The organism is Phytomonospora endophytica (genome assembly GCF_014202425.1).
Taxonomy (GTDB): Bacteria; Actinomycetota; Actinomycetes; order Mycobacteriales; family Micromonosporaceae; genus Phytomonospora; species Phytomonospora endophytica.
The window spans coordinates 417,446-428,994 of record NZ_JACHGT010000003.1 but is presented as its reverse complement, the minus strand read 5'-3'; the positions used below and the strand labels follow the sequence as shown (position 1 = coordinate 428,994).

The 11,549-nt window shown below is 70.0% G+C and carries 14 protein-coding genes; 9 read left to right on the top strand and 5 right to left on the bottom strand.

The genetic code is table 11. The features are described from left to right. Positions 1-12: 12 nt before the first annotated feature. Positions 13-510 (bottom strand): PH domain-containing protein, encoded by a 498-nt coding sequence (locus tag HNR73_RS08360; protein ID WP_184786714.1) that lies wholly within the window; start codon positions 508-510, stop codon positions 13-15. Positions 511-533: 23 nt separating this feature from the next. Next, complete coding sequence (locus tag HNR73_RS08355) at positions 534-740, bottom strand: hypothetical protein (protein ID WP_184786713.1); 207 nt, start codon at positions 738-740, stop codon at positions 534-536. Between the two features lie 197 nt (positions 741-937). Between HNR73_RS08355 and HNR73_RS08350 the strand changes: the two genes are divergently transcribed. The 6 genes from HNR73_RS08350 to HNR73_RS08325 all read left to right on the top strand — a co-directional run bounded on the left by HNR73_RS08350 (position 938) and on the right by HNR73_RS08325 (position 6,628). After that, positions 938-2,017, top strand: a complete 1,080-nt coding sequence (locus HNR73_RS08350) for an AAA family ATPase (RefSeq protein ID WP_184786930.1) — start codon at positions 938-940, stop codon at positions 2,015-2,017. A 49-nt stretch (positions 2,018-2,066) separates the two neighbouring features. Further along, positions 2,067-3,005 carry a DUF58 domain-containing protein gene (locus HNR73_RS08345; RefSeq protein WP_184786929.1) on the top strand — a complete coding sequence of 313 codons (939 nt, stop codon included), beginning with the start codon at positions 2,067-2,069 and terminating at the stop codon, positions 3,003-3,005. After that, the gene (locus HNR73_RS08340) at positions 3,002-3,952 is read left to right on the top strand and encodes a VWA domain-containing protein (RefSeq protein WP_184786712.1); all 951 of its coding nucleotides are present in this window, start codon (positions 3,002-3,004) and stop codon (positions 3,950-3,952) included. Before HNR73_RS08345 ends, HNR73_RS08340 begins: the two co-directional genes overlap by 4 nt. 94 nt (positions 3,953-4,046) lie before the next feature. Beyond that, the gene (locus HNR73_RS08335) at positions 4,047-4,751 is read left to right on the top strand and encodes a beta-ketoacyl-ACP reductase (protein ID WP_184786711.1); all 705 of its coding nucleotides are present in this window, start codon (positions 4,047-4,049) and stop codon (positions 4,749-4,751) included. 90 nt (positions 4,752-4,841) lie between these two features. Then, complete coding sequence (gene fabI / locus HNR73_RS08330; RefSeq protein ID WP_184786710.1) at positions 4,842-5,609, top strand: enoyl-ACP reductase FabI; 768 nt, start codon at positions 4,842-4,844, stop codon at positions 5,607-5,609. Then, complete coding sequence (locus HNR73_RS08325) at positions 5,609-6,628, top strand: ferrochelatase (RefSeq protein ID WP_184786709.1); 1,020 nt, start codon at positions 5,609-5,611, stop codon at positions 6,626-6,628. Before fabI ends, HNR73_RS08325 begins: the two co-directional genes overlap by 1 nt. Positions 6,629-6,686: 58 nt before the next feature. Here the strand turns inward: HNR73_RS08325 and HNR73_RS08320 are convergent, their stop codons facing one another. The 3 genes from HNR73_RS08320 to HNR73_RS08310 are packed head-to-tail and all read right to left on the bottom strand — an operon-like array spanning position 6,687 to position 8,997. Beyond that, positions 6,687-7,172 carry a GNAT family N-acetyltransferase gene (locus HNR73_RS08320; protein WP_184786708.1) on the bottom strand — a complete coding sequence of 162 codons (486 nt, stop codon included), beginning with the start codon at positions 7,170-7,172 and terminating at the stop codon, positions 6,687-6,689. A 41-nt stretch (positions 7,173-7,213) separates the two neighbouring features. After that, positions 7,214-8,143, bottom strand: coding sequence for an SDR family NAD(P)-dependent oxidoreductase (locus HNR73_RS08315; protein WP_184786707.1), 930 nt, complete (start codon positions 8,141-8,143; stop codon positions 7,214-7,216). A gap of 56 nt (positions 8,144-8,199) precedes the next feature. Further along, entirely contained in the window at positions 8,200-8,997 is a 798-nt protein-coding gene (locus HNR73_RS08310; protein ID WP_184786706.1) for an Rv1486c family protein, read from the bottom strand. Positions 8,998-9,086: 89 nt separating this feature from the next. On the opposite strand from HNR73_RS08310, the gene HNR73_RS08305 reads away from it, so the two are divergent. The 3 genes from HNR73_RS08305 to HNR73_RS08295 are packed head-to-tail and all read left to right on the top strand — an operon-like array spanning position 9,087 to position 11,448. Beyond that, positions 9,087-9,521 (top strand): NfeD family protein, encoded by a 435-nt coding sequence (locus tag HNR73_RS08305; protein ID WP_184786705.1) that lies wholly within the window; start codon positions 9,087-9,089, stop codon positions 9,519-9,521. Next, entirely contained in the window at positions 9,518-10,618 is a 1,101-nt protein-coding gene (locus HNR73_RS08300) for an SPFH domain-containing protein (protein WP_239121958.1), read from the top strand. Before HNR73_RS08305 ends, HNR73_RS08300 begins: the two co-directional genes overlap by 4 nt. Further along, positions 10,615-11,448 (top strand): TrmH family RNA methyltransferase, encoded by an 834-nt coding sequence (locus HNR73_RS08295; RefSeq protein WP_184786928.1) that lies wholly within the window; start codon positions 10,615-10,617, stop codon positions 11,446-11,448. Before HNR73_RS08300 ends, HNR73_RS08295 begins: the two co-directional genes overlap by 4 nt. Positions 11,449-11,549 lie beyond the last annotated feature (101 nt).

Sequence of the window (11,549 nt, the reverse complement as noted above, 5' to 3'; positions counted from 1 at the left end):
CCGCCGCGGGCTTCACAGCCCCTCCGTGCGGGCACCCGACACGTCGGCGAGCCGATCGCGCAGCGCGGTCGCCTCGGCCGGTGCCAGACCCGGAACGGTGGCGTCGGTGGTCGCCGCGGCGGTGTGCAGTTTCACCGTCGTCAACCCGAACAGGCGCGAGGCCGGGTCGGCGGTCAGGTCGAGGTACTGCAGACGTCCATAGGGGACGATCGACAGGCAACGGGTCCAGATGCCGTGCCGGACCAGCAGGTGCTCACCGGTCTCGGCGTAGGCCCACACACGCACCGCGCGGACGATCGCCACGACACGCGCGGCGATGAGGACCAGCGCGCAGGCGGCGACGAGGATCCCGAAACGGGCGCCCCACCACCACGTCGACAAGACGGCGGCGACCACCGTCAGCGGAATCGCGCCCAGCGCGAGGTTGATCAGCCGAACCCACACCAGGCGCGGGTCGACCGGCCGCCAGTCGACTTCGCCGTCACGGCCGTTCCAGATCGGGTGCTCCACACCGCGAGCCTAGCGATGACGCGTCACGGCCCGAACGGTGCGACGTCGAGGGGAAACCCGCGAGCCGACAGGAACGCCCCCAGACTCTCCCGGTGCTCAGCACAGGCCAGCCACGTCTTACGGCGGGTCTCGTCATGGATCTTCGGGTTACGCCAGCGCAACGCGAAGACGGCCGGGCGGCGGCAACCACGCGCCGAGCAGACGGCGTCTTGAGTTTCGGAGGAGTCCATCACCGCGAAGCCTAGAACAGGCGCGGTGGGCGCGAAGACGTCGGGCGGCCACGGGGGAAGCCGCCCGACGTGAGGCTCATGTTACAGGGCTCACCTGAGGGCTTGTCCAGACCCGGGCGCGTAAAAGTTCGCCACTCGCCGACTGTCGTTAGGATCGTCGGCGACGGGTGTTGGAGGTGCAGGTGGCTACCGAGGCCATGACACAAGACGAGGCGGGTCGTACGACCCCCGCGCAGGACGCGGCTTCCCTGGAGAAGGCCCTCTTCGAGGTCAAGAAGGTGATCGTCGGGCAAGACCGGATGATCGAGCGGATGTTCGTGTCCCTGCTCGCCAGGGGCCACTGCCTGCTCGAAGGCGTACCGGGCGTGGCCAAGACCCTGGCGGTGGAGACACTGGCCAGAGTCGTCGGCGGAACGTTCAGCCGAATCCAGTTCACGCCCGACCTGGTCCCCTCCGACGTGGTGGGAACCAGGATCTACCGGCAGTCCAGTGAGAAGTTCGACGTCGAGCTCGGCCCGGTGTTCGTCAACTTCCTGCTCGCCGACGAGATCAACCGCGCACCGGCGAAAGTCCAGTCGGCGCTGCTGGAGGTCATGGCCGAGGCGCACGTCTCCATCGGCGGCCAGACCCACAACGTGCCCGACCCGTTCCTGGTGATGGCCACCCAGAACCCCATCGAGCAGGAAGGCGTCTACCCGCTGCCCGAAGCGCAGCGCGACCGCTTCCTCCTCAAGATCATCGTCGGGTATCCCACCGACTCCGAAGAACGCGAGATCGTCTACCGGATGGGCGTCAAGGCACCCGAACCCGAACCGGTCTTCACCCCCGACGACGTCCTGCGCCTCCAGCGCAAGGCCGACGAGGTGTTCGTCCACAACGCCCTCGTCGACTACGCCGTCCGCCTGGTCATGGCCACCCGCAAACCCGCCGAGTACGGCCTGTCGGCGGCCGCCGGACTCATCCAGTACGGCGCCAGCCCCCGCGCCTCCCTCGGCATCGTGCGCGCCACCAGGGCCCTGGCCATCCTCCGCGGACGCGACTACGCCCTCCCGCAAGACCTCCAGGACATCGCCCCCGACATCCTCCGCCACCGCCTGGTGCTCTCCTACGACGCGCTCGCCGACGGCGTACCGGCCGAAGAGATCGTCAACATGGTCCTGGCGACCGTCCCGGCACCGACCGTGGCGCCCCGCCAGGACGCCAACGCCCGCCCGGTCACCGCCCCGGCGGGCACCGGCTGGGTCGGCCCCGGCGAACCCACCGGACGGCCCCTGTGACCGGCGGGCGCGCGGAGTGAGCCGCGCCGGCCTGTCGGTGTTCGGGCGCATGCGCCGCGACGGCACCACCGGGCACCCATCGGCCGGGCCCGGCGGCCGCGACGAGTTCGTGCTGGCCAAACTCCAGCTGCTCATCACGAACAAACTCGACGGCCTCCTGCACGGCGACTACCTCGGCCTGCTCCCCGGCGCCGGCAGCGAACCGGGGGAGTCGCGCGAATACCGGCCCGGCGACGACGTCCGGCGCATGGACTGGCCCGTCACGGCCCGCACGACCCACCCCCACGTGCGCACCACCATCGCCGACCGCGAACTGGAGACCTGGCTGGCCGTCGACATGTCGGCCAGCCTCGACTTCGGCACCGCCCGCTGCCTCAAACGCGACCTCGCGCTGGCCGCCGTGGCGGCCATGTCGCACCTGACCGTCCGCGGCGGCAACCGCATCGGCGCCGTCGTCGGCACCGGCGCCACACCCACCCGCATACCGGCCATGCCCGGCCGCAAAGGCGCCCAGGTCCTCCTCAAAAAAGTCCACGACACGCCCAGGGCCGGCACCGGCGGCCGCACCGACCTCGCCGCCCTCATCGACACCCTCAACCGGCCCCCACGCCGCCGCGGCCTGGCCGTCGTCATCTCCGACTTCCTCGCCGCCGACGGCTGGCAGCAGCCCCTGCGCAAACTCGGCGTCCGCCACGACCTGCTCGCCATCGAGATCGTCGACCCCCGCGAGCTGGAGCTCCCCGATGTCGGCGTCCTCGAACTCGTCGACCCCGAGACCGGCGCCGTGCACGAGATCCAGACCGCCGACGCGCGCCTGCGCGAACGCTACCGACAAGCCGCAGCCGCTCAGCGCGCCGGCATCGCCGCCGCCCTGCGCAAAGCCGGCGCCGGGCACCTGCGCCTGCGCACCGACTCCGACTGGCTGCTCGACATCGTGCGATTCGTGGCCGCCCGCCGCCACGCCCGCACCGGAGGGACCACCCGATGATCCGTCTGCTTCAACCGATCTGGCTGCTGGCACTGCTGCCCGTGCTGGCCCTGGCGGGGGCCTACATCTGGGCCCAGCGCAGACGCCGCGTCACCGCCGTGCGCTTCTCCAACCTCGAACTGCTGCGCGACATCGCACCCAAAGGCCTCGGCTGGCGCCGCCACGCCGCCGCCGGAGTCCTCATCGCCGCACTGGCCGTCCTCGCCGTCGGCATGGCCCGGCCCTCGGTCGACATCCAGGAACCCAACGAACGCGCCACGGTCGTGCTCGCCATGGACGTGTCGCTGTCGATGATGGCCGACGACGTCGCACCGACCCGCATGGAAGCCGCCAAGGAGGCCGCCAAGAAGTTCGTCACCAGCCTCCCGAAGAACTTCAACGTCGGCCTGGTCTCCTTCGCCAAGTCCGCCAACGTCGTCGTCTCGCCCACCAAGGACCGCGCTCAGCTGTCCACGGCCATCGACGGTCTCGAAATGGCCGCCGCCACCGCCACCGGGGAAGCCGTCTTCGCCTCCCTCCAGGCCATCCAGTCCGTGCCCCCGGAAGGTGCCCAGGGACTGGCGCCGGCCCGGATCGTGCTGCTGTCGGACGGATACCGCACCGCCGGGCGCTTCGTGGAGGAGGCCTCGGCCGCCGCGCTGGCCGCGAAGGTCCCCGTCTCGACGATCGCCTTCGGCACCGACGAGGGCGTCGTGGAGATCGAAGGCCAGGTCACCAAGGTCCCCGTGGACCGCAAGGCGCTCGCCCAGCTGGCCGAGGACACCGAGGGCCGCTACTACGAGGCCGTGTCGGGAGACGAGTTGTCGGAGGTCTACGCCGACATGGGCTCCTCGATCGGCTACCGGACCGTCGCGCGGGAGATCGCGCAGTGGTTCATCGGCTTCGGCATGCTCGCCGCGATGGCCGCGGCCGGCATGAGTCTACTGTGGACTTCGCGCATTCCGTGACGTCCCCGTCCCGGGTGGGGGCGGTTGCCGACCACCCCCATCGCGTACGATCATCGCCGACCGTCTGCGGCCACAACACCGAGGAGAAACCGCCGTGCCTAGAACCGTCCTCGTGACCGGCGGAAACCGCGGGATCGGTCTTGCCATCGCCCAGGCCTTCGCCAAGCAGGGCGACACCGTGGCGGTCACCCACCGCGGCAGCGGAGCCCCCGAAGGCCTGTTCGGCGTCGAATGCGACATCACCGACGGCGCCGCCGTCGACGCCGCGTTCACCACGGTGGAGAAGGAACTCGGCCCCGTCGAGGTCCTCGTCGCCAACGCCGGCATCACCGACGACACCCTCCTGCTGCGCATGAGCGAGGACCAGTTCACCAGCGTCATCGACACCAACCTCACCGGCGCCTGGCGCTGCGCGAAGCGGGCCTCGTCGAAGATGCTGCGCGCCAAATGGGGCCGGATGATCTTCATCTCCTCGGTCTCGGGTCTCTACGGCAACGCCGGGCAGACCAACTACGCCGCCAGCAAGGCCGGACTGGTCGGCCTCGCCCGGTCCATCACCCGTGAGCTGGGCAGCCGCAACATCACCGCCAACGTCGTGGCCCCCGGCTTCGTCGAGACGGACATGACCGCCGCACTACCCGAAGCGCAACGCGACGGCTACCTCAAGGCCATCCCCGCCGCGCGCTTCGGTAACACCGACGAGATCGCCTCGGCCGTCCGCTGGCTCGCCGCCGACGACGCCGGGTACGTGACCGGCGCGGTGATCCCCGTCGACGGTGGCCTCGGGATGGGCCACTAGCCGCGCACCCCCCATACTGACTGCGTAGGCGCGGCAGGTGGGCGAAGACCCCTTGCTTCGCCGAAAAACGACCGTACGAAGGGAACACACGTGACCGGGATGCTTGAAGGTAAGCGTCTGCTTGTGACCGGCCTGATCACAGAGCAATCGCTGGCATTCGGGGTGGCCAAGCTCGCCCAGGAACACGGTGCCCAGGTGATCCTCACCGGGTTCGGGCGGATGTCCCTGGTGGAGCGCATCGCCAAGCGGCTGCCCGCGCCCGCCCCCGTCCTCGAACTCGACGTGACCAACGCCGAGCAGCTCGACTCGCTCGCCGACCGCGTCAAGGAGCACGCCGACGGTCTCGACGGGGTCCTCCACTCGATCGCCTACGCGCCGCCCAGCGCCCTCGGCGGCGGTTTCCTCACCGCCCCCTGGGAGGACGTCGCCACCGCGCTGCACGTCTCGGCCTTCTCCTTCAAGTCCCTGGCCATGGCCACCTTGCCGCTGCTGAGCAAGGGCGCCGGCATCGTCGGCATGGACTTCGACGCCTCGCAGGCCTGGCCGGTCTACGACTGGATGGGCGTGTCCAAGGCGACGCTGGAGTCGACCTGCCGTTACCTGGCACGCGACCTCGGGCCCAAGGGCATTCGCGTCAATCTCGTCGCCGCCGGCCCGGTGCGCACGCTGGCCGCCAAGTCCATCCCGGGGTTCGAAGCCTTCGAGGAGGCGTGGACGGGCCGCGCACCTCTCGGCTGGAGCCTCACCGACTCCGAACCGGTCGCCAAGGCCTGCCTCGCCCTGCTCTCCGACTGGTTCCCGGCCACCACCGGCGAGATCGTCCACGTGGATGGCGGGTTTCACGCGGTTGGGGTCTGATGACCTACGACGCTTTGCTCCTGGTCTCCTTCGGGGGACCCGAGGGGCCCGACGATGTGCTGCCGTTCCTGCGTAACGTCACGCGGGGCCGCGGCGTGCCCGACGACCGTCTCACCGAGGTCGCCGAACACTATTACCACTTCGGCGGCGTCTCGCCGATCAACGCCCAATGCCGGGCGCTGATCGCGGCGCTGCGCGGCGAACTGTCGGTGCACAACCTGCACCTGCCGGTCTACTGGGGCAACCGGAACTGGCCACCGATGCTCGTCGAGGCGCTCCAGCGGATGCGCGCCGACGGCATCAAACGGTCGCTGGCCTTCGTGACCAGCGCCTACGGCTCGTACTCCTCCTGCCGCCAGTACCTCGACGACATCGCCGCGGCCCGCGCGGCGGTCGGCGTCGACGCGCCGATCATCGACAAGATCCGCCACTACTTCGACCACCCGGGCTTCATCACGCCCTTCGTGGAAGGCGTCAAGGCGGCCCTGCCGCACATGCCGTCCAACACGAAACTGGTGTTCACCTCGCACTCGATCCCCTTGTCGATGAACGAGGTGTCGGGCCCCGCCGGAGCCCGCTACACCGAACAGCACGCCGAGGTCGCGCGCATCGTGGCCGAGACCGCCGCCCCGGGAGTCGACTACGATCTGGTGTGGCAGTCGCGGTCGGGTCCGCCGGAGTCGAAATGGCTCGAACCCGACGTCAACGACCACCTCGCCCTTCTCGCGCAGGGCGGCACCGAGGGTGTCATCGTCGTCCCCATCGGGTTCACCTCCGACCACCTCGAAGTGATCTGGGACCTCGACAACGAGGCCGCCAAGACCGCCGAGCACCTCGGCATGGCCTTCACCCGGGTGGCCACCCCCGGCACGCACCCGGCGTTCGTGTCCATGGTGCGCGAACTGATCGCCGAACGCACCCAAGGCGCCCCGGCGCAGCACCTCGGCAAGATCCAGACCTTCGACAACACCCCCGACGGCTGCTGCCCCGCGCGGCGGCCGCCCATCCCCTCACGCTGACGTGACAACGGCCCGGGTCGAGTCGACCCGGGCCGTTCGTTTCGCTGCCGACAGCCTTTCAGGCCGCGAACTCCCGCAGGTCACGACGGTAGGACAGGCCTTTCGGGCCGGGGATCCCGTCGGTGGAGAACCCCGTGCGCGTCAGCACCCCCTGCGAGGCGGTGTTGGTGACTCCCGTGCCCGCCCGCAGCGACGTCAGGCCGTAACGGTTCGCGGCCAGCGTGCACAGTTCCCGCACGGCGGCGGTCGCCAGGCCCTTGCCGGTGGCCGCTTCGGCCAGCCGGTAGCCGAGTTCGGCCTCGCCGTCCTCGGCGTCGACGAGGTTGAAACGGCCGAGGATCGTGCCGTCGTCGTCGGCCAGGACGTGGAAGAAGCAGGTCCCGGTGGCCTGTTCGGCCAGCAGGGCGGCGTGGCGGTCGGCGAATTCGGTGAAGTAGTCGTCGCCGCGGTCGGGGATGGTCTCGGCGAAGAACGCGCGATTGGCCTTCTCGAAGGCGAGGACGGCCGGTGCGTGGTCTTCGCGGAGCAGCTGGAGTGCGGGCATGATCGCGAACCTACCGGGGGAGGTTCGCGGGGCCGAGCGATTTAGGCGCCGAGGCCGGTGAGGGCGGCCGACAGGGCCCACAGGCGCGCGGCGGAGGCGCGGTCACGAGCCCAGGGTTTGACGCCGCCGGTGAGCATGTCGTCGTCTTCGGCGGGGCGGGCGAGGTCGCAGTCCTGGCAGTAGGCGCCGCCGTGATCGTCGAGGTAGGGGCTGGTGGCGGCCCACACAGCCGTGGCGGCGCCCTGCTCGGGTGTCTTGAAGCCCGTGGGGAGCGAGCCGTCGGGGGTGATCCACCCGAGTTCGCTCTGGGTGTCGTGGGGGACGTGGCGCTGGAGCGGGGTGAGGATGCTGCCGGGGTGGACGGCATAGGCGTGCGAGCCGGTGGGCAGGAGCCGGTCGAGGTGGAGGGCGAACAGGGCATTGGCGGTCTTGGCCTGCCCGTAGGCCTCCCACTTGTCGTAACCGGTGGTGAAGTGCGGGTCGTCCCAGCGGATGCCGGACAGGAAGTGTCCCGATGAGGCAACGGCGACGACGCGGGCGTTGTCGTTCAAGGCGGGGAGGAGGCGGTTGACGAGGGCGTGGTGGCCGAGGTGGTTGGTGGCGAACTGGGCTTCCCAGCCGGGTCCGACGCGGGTTTCGGGGCAGGCCATGATGCCGGCGTTGTTGATGATGATGTCGATGCCGCGTCCGGTGGCCAGGAAGCGTTCGGTGAAGTCGTCGACGGAGTTGAGGTCGCCCAGGTCGAGGCGGTCGACGTCGGCGATGCCGCCCAGGGCTTCTGCGGCGGTTTGGGGCCTGCGCGCGGGGACGACGACGTGCGCACCGGCGTTGGTGAGGGCGCGGGTGGTCTCCAGGCCGAGGCCGGAGTAGCCACCGGTGACGACGGCGAGCTTCCCCGACAGATCGACACCGGCGAGAACCTCGCCAGCGGTGGATTCGTGACCGAAACCGGAGTTCTGCTGCTGGATCATGGGCCCGACGCTACGAGCTGGAGTGCGCTAGAGGTCCAATCCCTGTGACCGGCGCCTCAGCCGACCGGGGCGTTGCACGCGGCGGTTAGCGCCTGACGGCACGCCGCCCCGAGGGGGCGCAGGGCCGCGTCACGGGCACCGGCCTCGTGGACGTTGACGGCACCACCGGGCGCGTCGCCTTCGGCGATGGCCAGGACGCGTTCGAGGACTCCGGCGCGCGCGTAGAGGCGGCGGGCGCGCTGGTCGTAGCCGGGCGGGAGGTCCATGCCGTGCTCACTGCGGCGCAGCTGGGTGAGGGCGACGCCGAGTTCGGGACGCCAGCGGGCGACGTCGAGGGCGACGAGCCTGCCCGTGGCGGTGTGCAGGGCTTCGGCGAGTTCGCTTTCGGCTTCGCCGGGGGAGACCGGTGGGACGGGTTTGACGGGGCCGCATTCGTAGACGCGCCAGGTCACCGACTGCCATTGGTCGCCGGAGCCGGAGACGTGGGTGGTGATCTCGGGGACGAGTCCGACGGTGCCGGCGATGACGGCTTCGCCGGTGCCGAGGGCGGCGGCGGTGAAGTCGCCTTTCACGGGGAGTCCGCGTGGGTCGCCGGGGGCGGGCAGGACGAGGCGGATGTCGTCGGGGTGGATGCGGGAGAAGAGCGTGGGGGCCTCGGCGAGCGACACCGGATGCCAGCTGTCGGGGATGTCGGCGACGACGTGTTCGATGTCATCACCGCCGTCGATCTCCTCGACGACGGCGTCGACGACCGCGTCGTAGGGGACGAGCCCGGTGCGCCAGGAACGCAGCCACGGCACCAAACGCGCCGACGGGCGGATCGTCAATCCAGTGTGGGGGGACGGGACCGGCATCTGCCCAACTTAACGGTTCGGTTCGACGGGGAGATCGGCCGCGGTGGCCCAGGTGGGCGAGACGAGCGTGAACATGCCAGGATTTACAGATGGCCCCCTTCATCTGGCTGATCATCGCGGTCCTGCTGGCCGTCGCCGAGATGTTCGCGCTCTCCTTCGTGCTGATCATGCTCGCCGCCGGTGCGCTGGCAGCCGCGGGCGCCGCGGCGCTGGGCGCCGACCCGTTCATTCAGGTCGGTGTTTTCTCGGTGGTGTCGGCGTTCGCGTTGTTCGTGGTCCGTCCTTTCGCCAAGAGGATGATGAACGACCGGACCGGTCCCGACGCCGAGATCGGCCTGGCCGCGCTTGAGGGATCACCGGCGCTCGTGCTGGAAAAGGTCGATGACCAGCACGGACTCGTCAAGATCGGTGGAGAAGAATGGACGGCGAGGGTGTATGAGGACGGGCAGGTCCTCGAAGCCGGTGAACGTGTCCACGTCGTGGAGATCAGAGGTGCAACCGCAATGGTATGGAGGCAACAGTGAGTGACGCCGGCCAGATAGTCGTCTGGCTCTTCCTCGCCGTGATCGGCCTGTTCGTGGTCGTGACGCTGGCGAAGGCCATCCGGATCGTCCCGCAGCAGCAGGCGTACGTGATCGAGCGGCTCGGCCGCTACAAGAAGACCCTCGGCGCGGGCCTGAACTTCCTGGTGCCCATCGTCGACGCGGTCCGCGCGAAGGTCGACCTTCGCGAGCGGGTGGTCAGCTTCCCGCCGCAGCCGGTCATCACCTCCGACAACCTGGTCGTGTCGATCGACACGGTCTTGTACTACCAGGTCACCAACCCCACCGACGCGACCTACTCGATCGAGAACTACCTCCAGGGCGTCGAGCAGCTGACGGTGACGACGCTGCGCAACGTAGTCGGTTCCCTCGACCTGGAGAAGGCCCTGACCAGCCGCGACGACATCAACCGGGTCCTGCGGGGCGTCCTCGACGAGGCGACCGGCAAGTGGGGCCTGAAGGTCACGCGGGTGGAGATCAAGGCCATCGAGCCGCCCCCGAGCATCCGCGACTCGATGGAGAAGCAGATGCGCGCCGAGCGCGACCGTCGCGCGGCGATCCTCAACGCCGAGGGCGTCAAGCAGTCGCAGATCCTGTCGGCCGAGGGTGAGCAGCAGGCCGCGGTGTTGCGCGCGCAGGGTGAACGTCAGGCGCGGGTGCTCCAGGCCGATGGTCAGGCCAAGGCCATCAAGCAGGTCTTCGAGGCGATTCACGCCGCCAAGCCCGATGAGAAGCTGCTGGCCTACCAGTACCTGCAGACCTTGCCGCAGATCGCGGCCAGCCCGTCGAACAAGATCTGGATGATCCCGGCGGAGCTGACGCGGGCCCTGGATTCCTTCTCGGGCGCGCTGGGCAACCTCGGCGGGACCTTCGGTGGCGGCGAGTCCGCGCCGGCGAAGTCGGACAAGACCGAGGAGCCCGCGGCCGGACCGGCCGCCGACGACGAGGGCGAGCGCGCGATCGAGGCCTCGGCGGTGCCGATGGCGTCGACGGGGCTGCTCAAGCCGCCCGCGACGGCCGATCCGGTCCACCCCGAGGCCGCTCCGGCTCCGGCCGCGAACGAAGGCGAACGGAAATAGCCGCGTCGACGCACGCCGAGCCGGTCACCGCCGCGAGCGATGACCGGCTCGGCGATTACCGGGCCTTGACCGATGTCGCGCTGCGTACGAGGTTCGAGCAGCCGCACGGGTTGTTCATCGCCGAGGGCGAGTTGGTGATCCGGCGGGCGTTGCGGGCGGGGTACCGGATGCGCTCGATGCTCGTCGACGCCAAACGGGTGGAGCAGGTCGCCGAGCTCGCGGCGCATCCGTTCGCCGAGGGTGCGCCGGTCTATGCCGCGACGCAGGGGGTGCTGGAGTCGATCACGGGTTTCCATGTGCATCGTGGTGTGCTCGCGTCGTTTCATCGCAGGCCCGTGCCGAGTGCGGCGGAGGTCTTGGCGGACGCGCGACGGGTGATCATCTGTGAGGATTTGAACAACCACACCAATATCGGCGCGTTGTTCCGTGGTGCGGCCGGGTTGGGGATGGACGCGGTGTTGCTGTCGCCGACGTGCGCCGATCCGTTGTACCGCCGGGCGGTGCGGGTGAGTATGGGCGAGGTGTTCGCGGTGCCGTACGCGACTTTGGGTCCGTGGCCGGACGCGCTCGACGAGGTCCGCGCGGCGGGTTTCACGGTCTTGGCGTTGACGCCGGCCGACGACGCCCTGCCGATGCAGCGGTTGACGTCTGAGCAGCGCGCGAAGGCGGCGTTGCTGTTCGGGGCGGAGGGTCCTGGCCTGACGGGCGCGGCGATGGGCGCCTCGGATGTTCGGGTGCGCATTCCGATGCGGGGTGGGGTGGATTCGCTGAACGTGGCGGCAGCCGCGGCGGTCGCGTGCTGGGAGCTGACGCGCGAGGATCCGTTGTAGCGGGAGGGGTGTTCGCGCTCCGCGCTGGCTGGTGCCGCCCGGGTGGTGTGTGGGTGGCGGGACTGCGGCTGGGACAACGTTCGCCCGCGCACGCCGGGAGT

What these genes read in the sequence shown, in the direction of transcription:
- HNR73_RS08355 (WP_184786713.1), bottom strand. Translation starts at nt 740, where the DNA reads ATGGACTCCTCCGAAACTCAAGACGCCGTCTGCTCGGCGCGTGGTTGC.
- HNR73_RS08350 (WP_184786930.1), top strand. Translation starts at nt 938, where the DNA reads ATGACACAAGACGAGGCGGGTCGTACGACCCCCGCGCAGGACGCGGCT.
- HNR73_RS08345 (WP_184786929.1), top strand. Translation starts at nt 2,067, where the DNA reads ATGCGCCGCGACGGCACCACCGGGCACCCATCGGCCGGGCCCGGCGGC.
- HNR73_RS08340 (WP_184786712.1), top strand. Translation starts at nt 3,002, where the DNA reads ATGATCCGTCTGCTTCAACCGATCTGGCTGCTGGCACTGCTGCCCGTG.
- HNR73_RS08325 (WP_184786709.1), top strand. Translation starts at nt 5,609, where the DNA reads ATGACCTACGACGCTTTGCTCCTGGTCTCCTTCGGGGGACCCGAGGGG.
- HNR73_RS08320 (WP_184786708.1), bottom strand. Translation starts at nt 7,172, where the DNA reads ATGCCCGCACTCCAGCTGCTCCGCGAAGACCACGCACCGGCCGTCCTC.
- HNR73_RS08315 (WP_184786707.1), bottom strand. Translation starts at nt 8,143, where the DNA reads ATGATCCAGCAGCAGAACTCCGGTTTCGGTCACGAATCCACCGCTGGC.
- HNR73_RS08310 (WP_184786706.1), bottom strand. Translation starts at nt 8,997, where the DNA reads ATGCCGGTCCCGTCCCCCCACACTGGATTGACGATCCGCCCGTCGGCG.
- HNR73_RS08305 (WP_184786705.1), top strand. Translation starts at nt 9,087, where the DNA reads ATGGCCCCCTTCATCTGGCTGATCATCGCGGTCCTGCTGGCCGTCGCC.